The 17,681-nt window shown below is 69.5% G+C and carries 18 protein-coding genes; 5 read left to right on the forward strand and 13 right to left on the reverse strand.

The window, feature by feature from the left end; genetic code table 11:
* Positions 1–9 precede the first annotated feature (9 nt).
* Positions 10–3,477, reverse strand: a complete 3,468-nt coding sequence (locus ACV7GQ_RS13340) for a formate dehydrogenase subunit alpha (protein WP_470310726.1) — start codon at positions 3,475–3,477, stop codon at positions 10–12.
* A gap of 243 nt (positions 3,478–3,720) precedes the next feature.
* Here ACV7GQ_RS13340 and ACV7GQ_RS13345 point away from each other — a divergent pair, with 243 nt between their 5' ends.
* Positions 3,721–5,634, forward strand: a complete 1,914-nt coding sequence (locus ACV7GQ_RS13345) for a hydrogenase iron-sulfur subunit (protein ID WP_470310727.1) — start codon at positions 3,721–3,723, stop codon at positions 5,632–5,634.
* A 369-nt stretch (positions 5,635–6,003) separates the two neighbouring features.
* Positions 6,004–6,630 carry a TorD/DmsD family molecular chaperone gene (locus ACV7GQ_RS13350; RefSeq protein ID WP_470310728.1) on the forward strand — a complete coding sequence of 209 codons (627 nt, stop codon included), beginning with the start codon at positions 6,004–6,006 and terminating at the stop codon, positions 6,628–6,630.
* Between the two features lies 1 nt (position 6,631).
* On the opposite strand, the gene ACV7GQ_RS13355 is transcribed toward ACV7GQ_RS13350, so the two are convergent.
* From ACV7GQ_RS13355 to ACV7GQ_RS13365, 3 genes are read right to left on the reverse strand one after another with little or no spacing between them, the layout of a single operon-like run.
* Positions 6,632–6,865, reverse strand: a complete 234-nt coding sequence (locus ACV7GQ_RS13355) for a hypothetical protein (protein WP_470310729.1) — start codon at positions 6,863–6,865, stop codon at positions 6,632–6,634.
* Positions 6,858–7,133: a hypothetical protein gene (locus tag ACV7GQ_RS13360; RefSeq protein ID WP_470310730.1), complete on the reverse strand. Its 276-nt coding sequence runs from the start codon at positions 7,131–7,133 to the stop codon at positions 6,858–6,860. Before ACV7GQ_RS13360 ends, ACV7GQ_RS13355 begins: the two co-directional genes overlap by 8 nt.
* Positions 7,123–7,281, reverse strand: coding sequence for a hypothetical protein (locus ACV7GQ_RS13365; protein WP_470310731.1), 159 nt, complete (start codon positions 7,279–7,281; stop codon positions 7,123–7,125). The genes ACV7GQ_RS13360 and ACV7GQ_RS13365 overlap by 11 nt, the downstream gene beginning before the upstream one ends.
* A gap of 90 nt (positions 7,282–7,371) precedes the next feature.
* Between ACV7GQ_RS13365 and ACV7GQ_RS13370 the strand changes: the two genes are divergently transcribed.
* Positions 7,372–8,592: a DUF7405 family protein gene (locus tag ACV7GQ_RS13370; protein ID WP_470310732.1), complete on the forward strand. Its 1,221-nt coding sequence runs from the start codon at positions 7,372–7,374 to the stop codon at positions 8,590–8,592.
* Here ACV7GQ_RS13370 and ACV7GQ_RS13375 read toward each other — a convergent pair whose 3' ends face one another.
* The 7 genes from ACV7GQ_RS13375 to yqeC form a co-directional block, all read right to left on the reverse strand.
* On the reverse strand, positions 8,593–8,736 hold the full coding sequence (locus tag ACV7GQ_RS13375) for a hypothetical protein (RefSeq protein ID WP_220617186.1): 144 nt from the start codon (positions 8,734–8,736) through the stop codon (positions 8,593–8,595).
* 46 nt (positions 8,737–8,782) lie between these two features.
* Positions 8,783–9,130, reverse strand: a complete 348-nt coding sequence (locus ACV7GQ_RS13380; RefSeq protein ID WP_470313169.1) for a hypothetical protein — start codon at positions 9,128–9,130, stop codon at positions 8,783–8,785.
* On the reverse strand, positions 9,127–9,273 hold the full coding sequence (locus ACV7GQ_RS13385) for a hypothetical protein (RefSeq protein WP_470310733.1): 147 nt from the start codon (positions 9,271–9,273) through the stop codon (positions 9,127–9,129). The genes ACV7GQ_RS13380 and ACV7GQ_RS13385 overlap by 4 nt, the downstream gene beginning before the upstream one ends.
* Entirely contained in the window at positions 9,270–9,539 is a 270-nt protein-coding gene (locus tag ACV7GQ_RS13390) for a hypothetical protein (protein ID WP_470310734.1), read from the reverse strand. The genes ACV7GQ_RS13385 and ACV7GQ_RS13390 overlap by 4 nt, the downstream gene beginning before the upstream one ends.
* A 49-nt stretch (positions 9,540–9,588) precedes the next feature.
* Positions 9,589–10,353 (reverse strand): DUF7124 domain-containing protein, encoded by a 765-nt coding sequence (locus tag ACV7GQ_RS13395; RefSeq protein WP_470310735.1) that lies wholly within the window; start codon positions 10,351–10,353, stop codon positions 9,589–9,591.
* The gene (locus tag ACV7GQ_RS13400) at positions 10,350–12,122 is read right to left on the reverse strand and encodes an aldehyde ferredoxin oxidoreductase family protein (protein WP_470310736.1); all 1,773 of its coding nucleotides are present in this window, start codon (positions 12,120–12,122) and stop codon (positions 10,350–10,352) included. The genes ACV7GQ_RS13395 and ACV7GQ_RS13400 overlap by 4 nt, the downstream gene beginning before the upstream one ends.
* A 114-nt stretch (positions 12,123–12,236) precedes the next feature.
* Positions 12,237–12,956, reverse strand: a complete 720-nt coding sequence (gene yqeC, locus ACV7GQ_RS13405; protein ID WP_470310737.1) for a selenium cofactor biosynthesis protein YqeC — start codon at positions 12,954–12,956, stop codon at positions 12,237–12,239.
* 110 nt (positions 12,957–13,066) lie between these two features.
* Between yqeC and moaA the strand changes: the two genes are divergently transcribed.
* Positions 13,067–14,131, forward strand: a complete 1,065-nt coding sequence (gene moaA / locus ACV7GQ_RS13410; RefSeq protein ID WP_470310738.1) for a GTP 3',8-cyclase MoaA — start codon at positions 13,067–13,069, stop codon at positions 14,129–14,131.
* Between the two features lies 1 nt (position 14,132).
* Here the strand turns inward: moaA and ACV7GQ_RS13415 are convergent, their stop codons facing one another.
* Both ACV7GQ_RS13415 and ACV7GQ_RS13420 read right to left on the reverse strand, forming a co-directional pair.
* Positions 14,133–15,974: a molybdopterin biosynthesis protein gene (locus tag ACV7GQ_RS13415; protein WP_470310739.1), complete on the reverse strand. Its 1,842-nt coding sequence runs from the start codon at positions 15,972–15,974 to the stop codon at positions 14,133–14,135.
* Positions 15,971–17,188 (reverse strand): molybdopterin molybdotransferase MoeA, encoded by a 1,218-nt coding sequence (locus ACV7GQ_RS13420; protein ID WP_470310740.1) that lies wholly within the window; start codon positions 17,186–17,188, stop codon positions 15,971–15,973. The genes ACV7GQ_RS13415 and ACV7GQ_RS13420 overlap by 4 nt, the downstream gene beginning before the upstream one ends.
* A gap of 268 nt (positions 17,189–17,456) precedes the next feature.
* Between ACV7GQ_RS13420 and ACV7GQ_RS13425 the strand changes: the two genes are divergently transcribed.
* A complete protein-coding gene (locus tag ACV7GQ_RS13425) occupies positions 17,457–17,618 on the forward strand; it encodes a hypothetical protein (RefSeq protein ID WP_470310741.1) in 162 nt (53 codons plus the stop codon).
* Positions 17,619–17,681: the final 63 nt, after the last annotated feature.

Genomic DNA, 17,681 nt, shown 5'->3' on the forward strand with positions numbered 1-17,681 from the left:
CATTTCACCTCATTGCACCGTCGAGTTGTCACGGACGTCGAAGTCTTTCTGGAGGCCGACGTCGTTGCGGTCCTGCGGGAACTCGAGGTCCACGTCCATGTTGAGTTCGTCCAACAGGCTCTCGGTCGCCGGTCTGACCGCGACCATCGACACCTTCGTCTCCTGCATCTGGGTCTCGACGTCGTAGCCCCGCGACGTGATGGCGTTCGCCGAGTCGCCGATAGCGTAGGGAACGGTCCCGTCGGGGTACTTGTCCTCCAGACTGTTGCCCTTGAAGACGCCGGCCCAGTGGAACGGGAGGAACACCTCCCGGTCGTTGGGCCGGTTCGTGACGCGGGCCTTGACCAGCACCGAGCCGCGGTCGGTCGAGGAGATGACGACGAGGTCACCCCCGTCGACGCCGAGGTCCTCCGCCATGTTCGGCGTGATCTCCGCGTACATGTGCGGTTGCAGGTCGGCCGTGTGGATGTTCGACCGGGTCTCGGAGCCACCACCCTGGTGTTCGACCTGTCGGCCGGTGGTCATGATGGTGTCCAGGTCCGGCCCGTCGCTCTGGTTGTGGATGATGTCCATCGCCTGCTGCTGTTCCTTCGCGTTGTTCTGGTCGAGGCGGTAGAAGTTCCGCTGCTGGCCGTTCGCGGGCCATTCCTCGACCAGTTCGGGGAACGGACTCTCGATGGGTTCGCGGTGGACCGGCACCTTGTCGAGGAAGTTCCAGACGACGGCGCGTGCACGCCCGCGTCCGGTCGGCGCGTCGACCTGCCGGAAGTCGTACTGCTCGTAGAACGACGCGTCGATGTCCTGGGTCTCACGGACGTAGTCGGCGAACGCCTCGCTCTGGACGCCCGTCCAGTCGAAGGCGGGGTTGTCTATCTCCAGCGCCGGCTGGGCCTCGGGGTCACCCCCGTCCTCGCCCGGCGGGCCGCCGCCCTGTGGCCGCCCGTAGCTCATCGGGTTGTTGAGCTCCTGGGCGGCGGTGTACACCGACCCGTTCTTCGCGAGTGCGTGCTGTTGCGGGATGGTCAGCTCGTCGGCCTGCGTCTGTTTGTCCGGGTCGAGCAGGCTCTCCGGGAACGTCGTCTTCCACCCGGGGTACTCCGGGACGCCGTGGAACAGGCCGTCCTCGGCCGAGTCGCGCGGGTCGGCCCACTCGGGGTCGTACGGCGCACGGGTCAGGTCGAGCGCCTCTTCCTGACTCTCGTAGCGGTCTCCGACGGCGTCGAGCGTCGCCTCGAACGGGTAATCGTCGCCGGTGGGCATCGCGTCCCACTCGTCGGGCGTCGGCGCCTGGACCCCCCATCTGGTCCGGAAGTCCTGACCCCCGTTGTTGGGGTTCAGGTCGTCGTTCCAGATGATCGGCGTCCCGGGATGCCCCTCGCCCCAGCAGGGCCACGGGAGCATCCAGTACTCGCCCTCGACGGGTGTCCCCTTCGCCCCCTGTAGGTCCTCGCTGGAGAAGGCGTAGTCGTACTCCAGGTGCTGCTGGAGGCGTTCGGGATCCTGCCGGTAGCCGATGGTCATCGTACCGAGGTTGAACTCCCGGACGACGGCCTCGTACGTCGCCTTCCCGTTGTACAGTTCCTCGCCCTCGCCCCAGTCGAAGTGCTCGCCGAAGCCCAGCGCCCCGGCCAGTTCCTGCATTATCTGCAGGTCCGGCTTGGAGTTGTGGGCCGGCGGCCGCACCGGTTCGGACCACTGGGTCGCCCGGTGCGTGTTGGTCAGCGAGCGGTAGTGCTCGTACTGGCTGGAGGCCGGCAACAGGAGGATGGGCGGCCCCTCCTCGAAGTCCGGGAGGACGCTGGCCACCGAGGGGAACACGTCGACGACGACCAGCAGGTCGAGGTTCTCCATCCCCTCTTTCATCTGCTCCATCTCGCTGATGGAGTTCGCCGAGTGGCCCCAGAAGAACGCTATCTTCACCTCGTCCGGCTGGTAGATAGGCGTCTCCTGGTACCGCATGTCCTGCGGGAGCGCGGCCTCGAACCACCGGGCGACCGTCAGCCCGTTCTGGAACATCATCGAGTTGTCCGCCGGGAACGAGGTGTCGATGTCCTCGTTGCCCTCCGCGACGGCACTCTGCCGGACGTAGAGGTCCTCCGGCATCAACTCGAACTTGTCGTACATCTCCTCGAAGGACGTCGACCCGCTGGTGTAGGGGTTCTTGTCCCAGACGTCGGCCCACCACGACCAGCCACCGGGGCTCAAGCCGTAGTAGCCCGGCAGGATGTGGCTGGCGACGGCGAGGTCGGTCGCCCCCTGCACGTTGGCGTGGCCACGCATGACCTGCAGGCCGCCACCGCTCCGGGCCGCGGACCCGGAGGCCAGACTCGTCGCCGCGTACGAGCGGATGTTCTGGGTCCCGTTGTTGTGCTGGGTCCCGCCCATCGCCCACTCTATCTGGACGTTCGGGCGGGCGTCGTTTATCATGTCGCTGATGCGCTGGATGTCCTCGACGTCCACCCAGGTGATCTTCGAGACCGTCTCCAGGTCGTACTGGTCGAGCTCCGCGTCGACGTCTTCCCAGCCCTGGACCCGGTCGGTCAGCATGTTCTGCCCGCTGTCGTCGGCGTCCGGGTCCATCGCCAGACCGTGGCGGTCGCGGAGGTCCTTGATGACCCCCATCATCAGCGCCACGTCGGTCCCCGGTCGGAACCGGATGAACTCGTCGGCGTGGGCCGCGGTCTTGGTGAACCGCGGGTCGAGGACGAGGATGTCACCGCCCCGCTTCTGGCCCTCGAGGATGTGCTGCATCGCGATGGGGTGGGCCTCGGCCGGGTTCTGCCCGACGATGATGTCGAGGTCGAAGTTCCGGTAGTCGTTGACCGTGTTGGTCATCGCCCCGTATCCCCACGTGTTCGCGAGGCCGGCGACCGTCGTCGAGTGGCAGATACGGGCCTGGTGGTCGACGTTGTTCGTGCCCATGAACGCCGCCAGTTTCCTGATGGCGTAGGACTCCTCGTTGGAGTGGTGGGCACTGCCGAGCAGCATCACGCTCTCTCTGCTGTGTTCCGCGTCGACGTCTACGGCGTCGCTCGGCGAGACGTCGGAGTCCGGCCAGAGCGCCTGGATGTCTGTCGCGAGGCGGTCGTACGCCGCGTTCCACCCGATCTTGCGCCACTCGCCGTCCTCCTGAATCATCGGGTGTTTCAGGCGCTTCTCGGAGTGTTCGGTCTCGTAGATGCCCGCGCCCTTTGAACAGAGCGACCCGGCGTTTATCGGGTGTTCTTCCCACGGTTCCATGCCGACGAACGAGTCGCCCTCACGTTCCCCGTGGAACCCGCATCCGACCGAACAGTAGTTGCAGATGGTCTTCGAGAGTTCCGTCCCGGTGTCTGCGCCCTCCGGTTCGTCCTCCGTACTCTGAAGCGCCTGTCCGGCGCCACTGACCCCGAGCGCGACCGTCCCGGCGAGTGCGCTCGCCTTCATGAACGACCGTCTGTCGAGGTCTAACGAGACTGGTTCTTGTTGTGTACTCATGGTGTGTTCTCCCCCGCATGTCTGTTGCCGCTGTACGACGCCATCGAAGCTATACACATTGTCATGCCCTACCTTGGCGATAGTTGCCTGCACTGTGTAATAAAACATCGTGAACATTTCGTATCGTTTCTCCAGCATTTTTTGGGAAACCTAAAATAGAGGGCGGTAACCCGGTCTTTACGGCCGGGTAGGTGGTGAAATCACCCGCAAGCCATATGAGTGTGCCACGGTTCCTCACGGGTGATGAACACAGGTGCCTTCGTGTGTTCGTGTGGGGGCTCGTGCGACATCGACCTCGAGGCGGTCCGAGAGGGCGTCTCGGACGTCGACGTGGTCGCGAGTTCCGAGTTGCTCTGTCAGGACGGCCGCGGCGCGATGTCGAAAGTCATCGACGGCTACGACCTCGACCAACTCATCGTGACGACGCCCGAGCCGTCGTGCCAGGACCGGATTCGGTCGCTGGCCGACGACCACGGCCTCCACCCGGACGCGACACAGTTCGTGGACCACCGCGAGACCAACGCGTGGGTCCACGGCGAAGACGAGGCGACGGAGAAGACGGCCCGGCTCATCAACGCCAAGCAGGCGGGCCTCCGGCACGAGGCCATCAGTCGGACCGTCTCGAAGGAGGCGGGCAACCGCGTGGCGGTCGTCGGCGACCCCGACGCCGCCGCCTCGCTGTCGGACGAGGCCGACGTGACGCTCGTGGCCGACGGCCGCGAGTTCGCCGACGCGGAGGGGCTCGGCGACGTGACCGTCGAGCGCGGCCGAGTCGTCGACATCGACGGCTCGTTCGGCGAGTTCGAACTCACGCTCGAAGCCCGGGTGACGGAGGACTGCATCGACTGCATGGCCTGTGTCCACGAGGGCCCCGACGGGCTGGTCACCGAGTACCCCGTCGACATCCACCCCGACGCCCCGGAGGGAGAGTGGACGGACTGCTGTCCCACCGACGCCATCGACCTCGACGGGGTGACCCGCACCGTCGAGTTCGACCAGGTGATCTACCCCGGCGGCCGCGACGCCGCACGGGGCGGCCGACTCGGCTACTACACCGGCCCGGTCGACGCGGGGACCATCGCCGCCGTCGAGTCCCAGCTCGGCGGCATCGAGAAACCGCAGTTCCTCGACCTCGACATGGACGTCTGTGCGGCCGGCGAGTCGAGTCAGGAGGGCTGTACGGCCTGTGTCGACGCCTGCCCCCACGGGGCGGTCGACCGGCCCACCATCGACTCGGTCGAGTTCGACCAGACGGCCTGTCAGGACTGCGGGGCCTGTACGAGTTCGTGTCCGACCGGCGCGACGATGCTCCGGGAGCCCTCCAACGAGCGCATCGCGCGCGAGGTGGAGGCCCTGCTGGAGGGCGACGAGGACGACGGCGGCCTGCTCTCCCGCGGCACGACGCCGGCCATCGACACGCAGGTCGTCGCGTTCGTCTGTTCGGAGTACGCGGCCGAACGGCTCCGCGCGCACGGGCGCCGCGCCGTCGAGGACGACGACCTCGACTACCCGCCCATCCTGCCGGTCCGGGTCAACTGCACCGACACCGTCGGCGAGGCCCACGTGATGCACGCGCTCGCGGCGGGGGCCGACGGCGTCGCCATCGTCGGGTGTGGTGGCTCGTGTCTCCACTCCGGACCGGACCCGAAACAGGACCTCGTCGACCGGCTCAACCGGGCGACGCAGGACCTCGGGCTCGGGGAGCGGGTGGGCTTCTTCGCCCCCGAGGCGGGGGCCCCCGAGGCGTTCGTCGAGGCCATCTCCGGGTTCGTCGAGTTCGGTCTCGAGGAGACGCCCGTGCCCGCCGGCGACTACGAGGCCACCGGGCGCATCGACGCCGACTGGGAGGCCGAGCGAGCGAATCCCTCGTTCGACAGTCACGCCTGGACGTTGGAGAGCGTGCGAGCCATCCTCGACCACGTCGACCCCGAGCGAGAGATGGGGGGGGGGGGGGGGGGGGGGGGGGGGGGGGGGGGGGGGGGGGGGGGGGGGGGGGGGGGGGTGGGGGGGGGGGGGGGGGGGGGGGGGGGGGGGGGGGGGGGGGGGGGGGGGGGGGGGGGGGAGGGGGGGGGGGGGGGGGGGGGGGGGGGGGTGGAGAAGAGGAAGTTTTGTAGGGAGGTAAGATTGTTAGGATATAGGGGTAGAGGGGTAGAATAAGGTAGGGGGTATTAAGAGGTAAATAAGGTAGAATGAAAGTAAAGGAGGGTGGGGAGTGGGGAATGGATAATATGAGGGGGGGATTAGGAGGGAAGAGGGAGTGGTGGGGAATGTAGAATGATAGTGGGTGAAAGAAAGGGTAAGAGGAGAAGAAAGGTGTTAAAGGTAGGAGTGGGAGGGGGGATGTAAGGGAATAGTGTAGTGTGTGGGTGGGGGGAGAGGGGATTGGGAGATAGGTGAGGAGAAGAAGGGAGTGTTGTGTGGTGTGGTGTAGGAGTAGGAAGGAAGGAAGGGATAATGGAAGTTATATGAGGGGAGGAGTGGTAGGGGATAGGAGGGCCATCTGCTGTTCGACCAGGGGGGCCGACGATGAACGAGACGGCCGTCTACGAGGCCCGCCTCGAACTGATAGACTTCGTCATCGAGGTGTTCTGGGACACGCCCAGCGAGGCGTTCGTCGAGCGACTCCTCGGCGGCGAGGTGCAACTGCCCGACGAGTCGGTCAACGCCCCGATGGACGAGGGGTTCGAGGTGCTCGAGGCGTGGCTGGACGAGCAGGCGGGCCGGGACCCGGCGGTCGTCCAGAAGGAACTGGAGCGTGAGTACACCGACCTCCTCGTGGGGCCGCGCCCGCCGGTGTTGCCCCACGAGACTCACTACCGGGACGACACCGAGTTCATCGGCGAGGGGCTGGCGGAGGTCGAAGCCAGTTACGGCGCCGCCGGGTGGGCCTCGCCCGACGAGTACCCCGAGGAGGACGACTTCGTCGCCGTCGAGATGGCGTTCCTCCGTTATCTGGTCGACGCACAGCGGTCCGGCCGGGAGGAGACCGTCGGCTTCGAGCGCGTGTTCCTGGACGAACACCTGACCGTCTGGATAGACGACTTCGTCGAGGAGATGCGCGAGGAGGCCGACGACGGGCTGTTCCTCGCGGCGGCGCTGGTCTGTCGGGGGCTGGTCGAGTTCGAGAACGACATCGTCGGCCAGCTGGGGTAGGCTACCGGGACCCGACGACGAGGCCGACGCCGGCCACGAAGGCGACGGCCAGCAGGACCTTCACCGTGGGGACGAGCAGGGCGAGGGTCTGTTCCATCAGGAAGAGCGAGCGCCACGTCCCGACCGTCTCGGCGTAGATGGCGACGGCGCCCGCGCCGGCCACGACGAGACAGAGCGAGGTGACGGCGGCGACCGCGACCGCGCCGAACGGGTTCTCCCGCACCCACTCACGCATCGGGGATCACCCGCCGGCCGACGACGAGGACGACGAACAGCGGTATCAGGACGACCAGCAGGCGACTGACGAACAGGCCGACGAAACTGATGGTCGACTCGAGGTGGATGGCCCAGTGCCACGTGCCCTTTATCTCCGCGAGGAGGCCGACGGTCCCGACGACGAGCAGCGACAGCGCCAGGAGCGCTGCCAGCAGGTACACCGTGGTCCGGACGTACCCGAGGAGCGACGCGGCGTCGAACCGCCGGTCGGACTGTTCAGTCGCCACGCTCCACCTCCGTGCTGTAGTGTTCCTGATAGATGTCGTAGCCGATGACGAGGACGACGAGCACCCCTATCGCGAGGAAGACGGCACCGGTATCGGGGGCTAGCGGGAGGTCCAACCCCGTTCGGGAGTGCATGGGTATGAGTCCCATACACACTACGTACGGTACGAGCGTCAAAACGGTTGCGAACTTATTGGGGCGGTAAGGTTTTTCTTCGGTGGTCCCTTTCCTCGGGGTGACATGCATTCACGTCGGGCCCTCCTCTATCGCCTCGCGACGTTGACCGGCGCGGCCGGTCTCAGCGGCTGTTCGAGCTTCCTCGCCCGGCGCGCGGAGTCGCCGACAGCGGACCTCCCGCCGAACCCCCGCGCGGGGGACCTCCCGCAGCGTCAACACGCGTGGAACGACCGTCTCAGGACCGACAGCGACGGGAACCCTCTCTCGCCGGAGCACTTCCGTCTGCTCCTGTTGCGCCTCGACGCCGAGCCGGGCGAGGAGGCGGCCCGCACCGTCGAGCTGGCGATACGGACCCTGGAGGACGCCTTCGAGTTCCGGAGCGACGGCCTCCTCCACATGCTCGGGTGGGGGACGGCCTACTTCGAACGACTCGGCCGGCTCGGTGACTCGCCCATCCGTCACCCGACGGTCGTCTCCCGGACGGACGACCCGGAGCTGCTCTCGTACGACGCCATCCTCGTCCTCGCCAGCGACGTCCCTTCGCAACTGGAGGCCACCGAGTCGGCGATGTTCGGCACGCGGTCCAGCCTCGGCGACGTCGCCGTCGAGGAGCGACTGGGCGACGTGTTCACCGTCGCCGACCGGCGCACGGGCTTCCTCGGCGAGGGGCTCCCCGCCCAGCACGCCAACGCGGAGGGCGTCCCGGACGACATCCCCGAGGACGCGCCGAACTTCACGGGCTTCTTCTCCGGGCGGGCGGGTACACAGGCCTCCGAGGAGCGCGTCACTATCTCCGAGGGCCGCTACGCCGGCGGGACGACGATGCACCTCTCGCACCTGCGGGAGTCGCTGGACACCTGGTGGGCGATGCCCGAAGCCGACCGCGTGACACAGATGTTCTCCAGCGAGTTCTCGCCCGAGGACGTGGCCGGCAACGGCCCCATCGACTTCGCCGACGCGGTCACGGAACACGCGCGCGACACCGGTCGCGTCGGCCACTGGGAGAAGGTGGCCCGGGCGCGCAAGGACGACGAGCCGCTCCTGTTGCGCCGGGACTTCAACAGCGTCGACGGGGGCCAGGCCGCGGTGCAGTTCCTCTCGCTCCAGCGGACGCTGGACCACTTCGTGGAGACACGCGACGCTATGAACGGGTGGTGGTTACAGGACGAACACCCCGACATCCAGGACGAACAGCACAACGGCATCCTGGAGTTCATCGAGGTGCTGTCGCGGGCGAACTTCTACGTCCCGCCGCGTGACCGGCGGGCGTTCCCCGACGCCTGACTACTCCTCGTCGGTCAGGGAGACGTCGCCGTCTACCTCACCGTGGTTGGTGTCTATCGGCCAGACACCGTGGTCCCAGACCTCGTACCCTTTGAACGTATCTGTAGCACCCTTCGGGCGCCATTCGTTGTCCTCGTGCGCCATAGTATATCACACCGTTTTGCGTGGAGGGAGTTAACTGTTCCCCGCGTCACTCGGTCGGCGGCGCGTTCGGCGGGCGCTCCTCGGACGACGCCTCCTCGAGGAAGGCGTTGGCGTAGAGGTCGACGTGCATCTTCAGGACGTCGCTCTCCTCGAGGTCCCGCCCGTCGGCCTGCCGTCCGAGGAACGCGGCCAGTTCGTCGGTCGGCTCGTAGCTCACCGTCCGCCCCTCGACGTCGAACTCGACCTCGTGGGACTGTGAGACGAGGTGTTCTATCTCCAGCAGCGACTGCTCGACCTTGGTCTCGAGCGCCTCGTCGGTGTCCTGCATCATCTTCTCGCCCCAGCGTTCGGCGGCCTCGTAGAGCCGGTCGCTCACCTCGAAGGTGTACATCAGAACGACACCCCCTCGTCGGCGGTGAACTCGGGCGTCCAGCGCGTCGTCTCCTCGCACACCGGACAGCGCTCGCGACGGGGCTGCTCGTCGAGCGTCGAGAGGTCGATGAGCTGCCCACAGCCCTCGCAGCTGTAGTATGTCATCGCTCCGACGGCGGCCACGCTTCCGGCCCCGGACTCGTCTCGGACACCTCGGAGTACAGCACCACCAGCACGCCCAGCAGGACGGCCAGGACGGCGACGCCGGCGATGCCGCCGACGGCGGTCTGGCCGACGAAGTCGCCCGTGTTGATCGCGGCCCAATCGAACGTCCCCATCACGTTCAGCAGCGACAGGAGCAGCCACACGAAGGCGCCCAGTACGACGAACGTGAGTATCTTCGACTGTCGGAGTGCGGTTCTGAGTGTCATGTGTCCCTCTACGTACTACCATGCGTCACGCTACCAAAAAAGTACACCGTCACTCGGGGTCGTCGGCGACGTCCCAGTCGGCCTTCTCGGCCGCCGTCGACAGCGGCACGAACTCCCAGTCGGCCTCGTCGGCGATCGCCGCCTCGTCATCGAGGCCGACGACGACCATCCGCTCGGCGAAGAACATCGAGTGTTCGTCGATGTCCGCGAGTCGCTCGCCGGCCGACTGACCGGACCCGCTGAAGAAGTCCACGTCGACGCCGTGGTCGCGCTGGAACTTGCTGATGACGAACGTCTCGACGTCGCCGACGATGCCCAGCCAGTCCGTCCACGTCTTCGCGTCCCGGATGGCCAGTTGCGGGTCCGCGAGCCGCTGGGCCGCCGCGTAGGTCAGCGCCATCGTCATGTCGTCGATGCCGCCGCCGTGCGGACCGCTCGCGGCCTGTTCGTCCGCCTCGTCCGGGTGCTCTGGCGCGTCCTCGGGGGTGTCGGCGGCGGCCCCGCCGCCCGCGCCGCCGCTCTCGACCGGGATGCCCGCCGGCCGGTCCTTGTTCTCCCGCGGGACGTGCGGGACCGGGCCGGCGCTGGCGTCCGCGGCGTCGGTGTCGGCGTCCGACCCGTCGGCCGTCGCGCCGGCCGCGTCCGCGGCGCTCTCGCCGGCGTCCGGCGTCACGGCCGAGGGCGTCTCGACCGGCCCCGGGTCGGGTTCCTCGCTCGGGTCGCCCTCGCCGCGCCAGAACCAGTCGCCGCGGTTCGGGCCGTCCTCGTCGTTCGATTCTACGTCCAGTTCGTCAAGGTCTATCTCGTCTGTCATGGCTCTGAGAGCGGTGTCTCGGCGAGCGGCGTCTCGTCGTCGACGGCCTCGTCCAGTCCGAGGCGGGCGACCGTCGCACGGGCGGGCCGGCCGTCGGCCCCCCAGCCCCGGCGGCGGTAGTAGGCGTCGAGCATCGCCTCGAACCGTGCCGGGTCGACGGCGGCCCCGGCGTTCGGTCCCGATTCGAGCGGGTCGCGCAGGACGGCGGGCAGTTCGTCGTCGGCCCGGGAGACGCCCTCGCGGACGTTGAACAGGCGGGTGAGGTTCCACACCCGTTCGCCCACGGTCCGCAGGTCGCCGTCGACGTCGAGGCCGACGGCGTCGACCCACTCGGCGCCCAGGTCGTCGAACACGTCGCCGACGAAGTCGTCGACGACGAGACACCACAGCACCGAGCGCTGGTCCTGTTCGCGGACGACGGCGGCGGCCGCTCGTTCGGGCGACCAGTCCTCGTCGAACGCCTCGCGCTCGACGGTCCGGGCGCGCCGGTGGCAGGCCCCCCGGTCGCTCGTCGCGTAGGCCAGCGCCATGCTCTGTGCGCCCCGGGGGTCGTAGGCCGGCAGTTCCATCGCCTTGACCGTCGGGACGAGACCGGTCCCGCCGTAGCGCTCGGCGGCCGCGTCGACCCCGCCCGCGAGCGCGTCGCCGAGGTCGGTCTCCCGAGCGGCGATATCCCGGAGGAGCACCCGGGCGCCGTCGGGGTCGCCGAAGGCGAGGTCCCGGCCGACGTGCCCGGCGTCGGCGGCCTTGATGGCCCACGCGACGGCGCTCCCGGCGCTGATGAGGTCCATCCCGAGGCGGTCGCAGGTCTGGCCCAGCGCCGCGACGGCGTCGAACTCGTCGATGCCGAGCGCGGCCCCCAGGCTCATCGCCGACGCGCCGCGGGGGACGTGGTCGCCCTCGTCGGTCTCGACCCGGAAGCCGCCGGGGTTCTCGTCGTCGTCGTACTCCCGGCCCGCCGCCAGCGCCTCGACGGCGCTGATGCCCACCGCGTCGGCCCCCTCGAACTGGCCGTCGGTCCAGCCACGCGTCGAGAGCGCCCCCACCTCGTTGGCGAAGTCGACGCTCTCGACGGTCCCGCTGGACTCGAGCCAGCGGCCCGTCGCCGTCTCGCGGTACGCCTCCGCGTAGGACTCCCGCAGGGCCGCCAGCCCCTCGGGCGGGTCGCCGCGCGCGACGACGGCCTTCAGCCGTTTCGACCCCATCACCGCGCCGGCGCCGCCCCGGCCCGCGTGGTGGTCGCCGGCGTCGGAGGCGATGGAGGCGTAGGCGACCCGCTGTTCGCCCGCCGGGCCGATGCAGGCCACCGCCGCGTCCGGGAACGCCGCCGCCGTCTCGACGGTGTCGTCGCCCCACGTCTCCGCGGGTTCGACCGTCGCGGACCCGTCCTCGACGGTGATCCGGACCGGGGCGTCGGCCCGCCCGGTGACCAGCAGGCCGATGTTCTCCTCCAGCGCCCCGGCGAGGGCGTCGGGGAACTCGCCGCCGGCGTAGGAGTCGAGGAACCCGCCGGTCAGCGGCGACTTCGTGACCGCCGCGTAGCGGGACTCGCCGGGCAGGTACCCCGAGAGCGGGCCGAGCATGAACAGCAGCGCGTTGCCCGGCCCGAGCGGGTCCGTCCCGGCCGTCAGTTCGTCGTAGAGGTATCTGGCCCCCAGTCCCTTCCCGCCGACGTACTTCCGGCGCCACTCGTCGGGCACCCGGACGCTCTCGGCGGTCCCGGCCGAGAGGTCGACCCGAAGGATGCGCCCGGGCGTGTCGAGTGTCATGATACATCATTCGACGGTGGGTGGACAAAAACGTTGTTCCGACGCCGGCCCGTGGTTCGCCGGTGTCACTCGCCCCCGCGCACGGGAGAGGGTAGAGGAACCGGTAACCACCGCCTAGACGACGTCGACCAGCGGGTCTGGCGCGCGCATCTCCGCGAGGACCACCCGCGGTACGTCCGCCCGGTCGTGAATCTCGCTCGCTATCTCGCGCGCGGTGGCCGCCAGCTCGTCGTCGTCGACCATGTTCACGAGCGGGACCACCGTCGCGCCCTCGGGCACGCCCTTCCGGCCGCCCCGGTCGCTCGCGAGCACCGTCGCGACGTCGGCTGCGCGGATGGTGTCGCCCGGGTCGAGGCCGGTGAGGGCGGCCACCCGGTCGACCCGGTGGACGCGCTCGTCGGTCAGTGGCTGGCCGACGACGTGGGCGCTCGCGATGGGGACCACGGTGTCGGCCGTCGACGGGACCTGGGGCTCGCGGTCGCTCGGGGCCTTGAACCGGCGCATCCGCGCCCCGTCGGCCTTCACGAGCACCGGCAGGCCGCAGTCGGCCAGCGCCGCCACCGTCTCGCGGTCGTACCCCAGATACCGGTCCTCCCGCTCCCGTTCGGGGACGACGCCGACGGGCCACTCGTCGGCGGCCGCGACGGCCGCGACGGGGTCGTCCGTCACCGCCACATCTGCGACCCAGTCGTCGAAGATGGGGATGCGGACGGTGGCGGTGACGACGGCGCGGTCCAGTCGGGCGGCCAGCGCCGCCATCGTCGTCTTCTTCCCGCCCGCGCCGACGAAGCAGGTCGTTCCCTCGTGGGCAGCCAGCGCGCCGACGATGTCCATGCCCTAGCAGGTGCGGCCGTGGCTGAAAACGCTTCTCCCGATTGCCGTCGCTAGGTCGGGCCTACAAAACGACCCTTTAAATCCGCGGAGTGTGAACACCCGGCAAGCAAATGCTCGAAGACGAGTTCGGGCGCGAAGTGTCGGGGGTCCGCGTCTCGTTGACAGACCGGTGTAACTTCGATTGCGTCTACTGTCACAACGAGGGCCTCGGCGACACGCGCGGCCCGATGGACCCACAAGACGACGAACTGTCGACCGACGCCGTCGTCCGGTTCCTGGAGGTGGCCCGTGAGTTCGACGTGGAGGCCGTGAAGTTCACGGGGGGCGAACCGATGCTCCGGGACGACCTGGAGGAGATAGTCCGGCGCGCGCCCGACGAGATGGAGGTGTCGATGACGACCAACGGCACCTTCCTGCCGGGCCGTGCCGAGGGCCTCGTGGAGGCGGGCCTCGAACGCGTCAACGTCTCCCAAGACGCCCTCGACAAGGACGCGTTCGCCGAACTGACCCAGAGCGGCGCCTACGAGCGCGTCCTGGAGGGGGTCGAGGCGGCACTGGACGCCGGGCTCGCACCGGTGAAGCTCAACATGGTCGTGTTCGAACCGACCGCGGGGTACGTCCCGGGGATGGTCGACCACGTCGCCGAGAACGACGGGCTCCAGCTCCAGCTCATCGAGTACATGCCGGAGCTGGCTGGCCACCCCGAGTGGGCCATCGACATCCAGCGCGTCCACGACTGGCTCGAGGACCGGGCCGACCACGTCGAGACCCGCGAGATGCACGACCGCCGGCGCTACTTCGTCAACAGCGAGGCCGACGGCGACGCGACGGTCGAAGCGACCGGTGCCGAACGCGCGGCCACCGACGGGAGCGGCCTCGGGATGGTCGAGATCGTCGACCCCGTCGGCAACGCGGAGTTCTGTGCGAACTGCCACCGGGTCCGGCTCACCCACGACGGCTACCTCAAGGGCTGTCTGAACCGGAACGACGACCTCGTCGCCATCGGCGAGACGAAGGACGCGATGCGGGAGGCCTTCGAGAAGACCGTCGCCGAGCGGGTCCCGTACTACGGCGAGTACATGGTCGAGGACGGCGAGGGCGGCTGGGAACTCAACGAGGACTACCTCGACAGCGAGGGGGACCGCGCGCCCTACGAGTACGCCGACGACGAGTGAGTCACAGCCCCTCGATGGCCTGCTGGAGCGCGAGGACGCTCTCCTTCTCCGTCCGGTCGGCGTTGGCCAGCACACGGACCTGCTGGGCCCCCAGCGAGACGTAGTCGAGTCCGAGTTTCTCCGCGGTCGCCCGGAGTCCCAGCCCCGCGTCCGCCTGTCCGGCGGCGACCTTCCGGGCCGGGCTCTCGTGGGCCTTCGTCGTCAGTTCGTAGCCGTCGATGGCCTCGGCGACCGTCACGCGGTCCGTGTCGCGCTCCTCGGCGAGGGCGGCCAGCGCGTCGTCGAAGCTCCGCCGCAGCCCCGACCCGGTGTCGCGGTTGACGAAGCGCCAGTCGCCGTCGACGAGGGCCGCCAGCGAGTCGACGTCGGCGTCGGGGGCGACGACCAGCCCCCAGTCGCGCTCCCAGTCGCCGATGTTGACGGCCGCCTTCGGCGGTTCGGCCGGGCCGGCCGCGACGGCGACGTCGGGCGTGCCGTCCCCGAGCCGACGGAGTCCCTCCGTCGTCCCGACCGGGAGGTAGCGCGGGCGGGCGACGTCGTCCAGCAGTCGGGCGAGGGTGGGGTCGTCCTCGCCGACGCCGAGCAGCGTCGGCGGGCGCACGTCCGACGAGAACAGGTCCACCTCGACCGTCTCGCCCGCGCCGAGGTAGTCGGTGTCGGCGGGGACCGTGACGGTGCCGTCGGCGTCCACGAGGCTGGTGGTCGCGCCGCTCCCCTTGTCGACCGGGTAGACGAGCAGGTTCCCGTCGCCGTCCGCGACGAGGCCGACCGGGAGCAGGCGGTGGCGCCCCTCGCTGTACCGTTCGGTGACAGCCATCTCGCCCGTGACCGTCGCCGTCGCGGGCGCCTCGCGCCCGGCCGCCTCGCGGATGACCGGCGCGACGAACACGCGGAAGATGGTCAGCGCCGAGATGGGGTAGCCGGGCAGGCCGACGTACGCCGACTCGCCGACGGTGCCGACCAGCATCGGCTTGCCGGGCTTGACCGCCACGCCGTGCAGGAGGAGTTCGCCGCGGTCCTCGATGACCCGGTAGATGACGTCGACGGCGCTGGCGCTCGTCGACCCGGAGGAGAGGACGAGGTCGCACTCGTCGGCGGCCTCGTGGAGCAACCGCTCCATCTCCTCGTAGTCGTCGCCGGCGTGGGGGTACAGCACCGGGTCGCCGCCGGCCTCCTCGACGGCCGCCGCGAGCGTGTAGCTGTTGACGTCGTATATCTCGCCGGCCGCGCTGTCCAGCGGCTCGCCCGGCCGGACCAGTTCGTCGCCGGTCGAGACGATGCCGACGGTGGGCGTCCCGCGGACCGGTACCTCGTCGACGCCCAGCGCCGACAGCAGGCCGATCTCTCGGGGCGTGATTCGCGTGCCGGGGCCGAGCGCCCGCGCGCCGGCGGCGATGTCCGCGCCCGCCAGCATCACGTTGTCGCCGGGCGCGACGGCGGTCCGGACCTCGACGCCGTCCTCGACTTCGGTGGTGCGTTCGACCATCACGACGGCGTCGGCCCCGTCGGGCATCACCGCGCCGGTCGATATCTCGGCGACGGTCCCCTCCTCGACGGTCACGTCGGGTTCCTCGCCGGCGTGGACCGCGCCGACGAGGGGCATCGTCACCGGGTCGGCCTCGTCCGCGCCGAAGGTGTCGGCCGCCCGGACCGCGTAGCCGTCCATGCTCGCCCGGTCGAACCCCGGCACGTCCAGTTCGGCGTCGACGCGCTCCGCGAGGACGCGGTCGCGGGCCTCGGCGAGCGGCACCCGTTCGGGGTCGGGCGTCAGGTCGAGGCCGGCCAGCGTCTCGTGGGCTTCCTCCGGCGGGGCGAGGTCGCGGAACTCCCGTCGGTCGCTCATCGCGAGGCCTCCCAGTCCTCGACGGCGACCGTCTCGCCGGCGTCGTACCCCTCCCGGCGCTCGGGGACGACGACCCAGCCGTCCGCGAGCGCGACGCTGGAGAGGACCCCCGACCCGCTCGCACGGGTCGGCGTCGCCGTGACGCCGTCGTCGTCCTCGTCCAGCTGGACGCGTACGTACGTCCGGGTGCCCGGGTCGCTCACTACCTTGCGCGTCAACCGCGCGTCGGTCGTCGGCGGGTCCGTCGTCGGGAGGTGCCCGGCCCGTTCGAGCGTCGGGCGCAGGAACTGGACGGCGTTGACGATGCAGGCGACGGGATACCCCGGGAGCATGAGGACCGGCGTGTCCGCGACCCGACCCAGCGCGACCGGGTGCCCGGGCTTCAGCGCGACGCCGTGGACCAGCACCTCGCCCAACTCGTCGACCACCTCGGGGATGAGGTCGCGTTCGCCCACCGAGGACCCGCCGGTCGTCACCACCACGTCGTGGTCGAGGTCGCCCTCGACGGCCGCCCGGAGGGCGTCCTCGTCGTCGGTGACCACGTCCCGGTAGGTGGCCTCGCCGCCCCAGCGCTCGACGTACTGCGTGACCGTCTGGCCGTTCGTCTCGACGACCTCGCCGGGAGCGGGGTCGTCCTGGACGAGTTCCTCACCGGTCGGAACCACGCTCACGCGTGGGCGTTCGTACACCTCGACGGCGTCCAGTCCCACGGACTTCAGCAGGCCGAGGTCCGAGGGCCTGAGTCGGTGGCCGGCCTCGTACAGCGTCTGGCCGTCCTCGACGTCCTCGCCGACCGGGGCGACGTTCTCGCCGCCGGCCACCGCGTCGAAGACGGTCAGCGACTCGCCCTGTCGGTCGGTGTCCTCGACCATCACCACGGCGTCGGCGCCGGCCGGCAGTTCGCTCCCCGTGTGGACCCGGCTGGCGGTGCCCGGCCCCACGCGCTCGCCGACGCGCAACTGCTCGGGCGAGCGGTCGCTGGCGCCGAAGGTGTCCTCGGCCCGGACCGCGTAGCCGTCCATCGCCGCCCGCTGGTAGTGCGGAACCGGGCGTGCGGCCGCCACGTCCGTCGCGAGGACGCATTCGTCGGCGTCCCTGAGCGGGACGCGCTCGGTCCTGTCGTGCGGCGTCACGGCCGAGAGCAGCGTCTCCCGGGCCGACTCGACTCGTGTTCGCTGTTTGAACCCCTCCGTCCGTCGGGCCTCGTCGCTCATGCCCGTCGCTAGGCCGGTGGCGACCAAAAACCTCCGCGTGGACAGCGGGTGGCACCCCCGGGTCGGGCCGACCGCTGGGTGCCCCACCGACCTCGGGCGTAGAGGCGTCCACTGGAGCACGTGTGGAAAACAATCGAACAATTCTGTCTATCAGAAATGCTGTTTCGATTCACTCGTTCCGGAAGTCGGCCAGCATCTAGTAGTGTATAAGGGTATTACGAGACGTATGCCCACAGGACTTTAGTGGGAGTTCGTGCTTCGTGTTGACATGGCAACGAACGACGCCCGCTCAGCCACGCCCCGTCGCGTCACCGCCGACGCGCGGTTCGGTGCCGACGACAGGTACTGCCGACACTGTCAGGAGATAGCACTGGTGTTCGACCCGAGCGCGGGTCGGCCGCGCTGTCGGACCTGCGGTGCGCTCGCGTGACCGGGCGATGAGTATCCGACGGCACCTGAAAGCGCGGTTGGGACCGCGGTCGACCTACGAGTG

This window comes from Haloarcula sp. MBLA0163, from assembly GCF_055632435.1.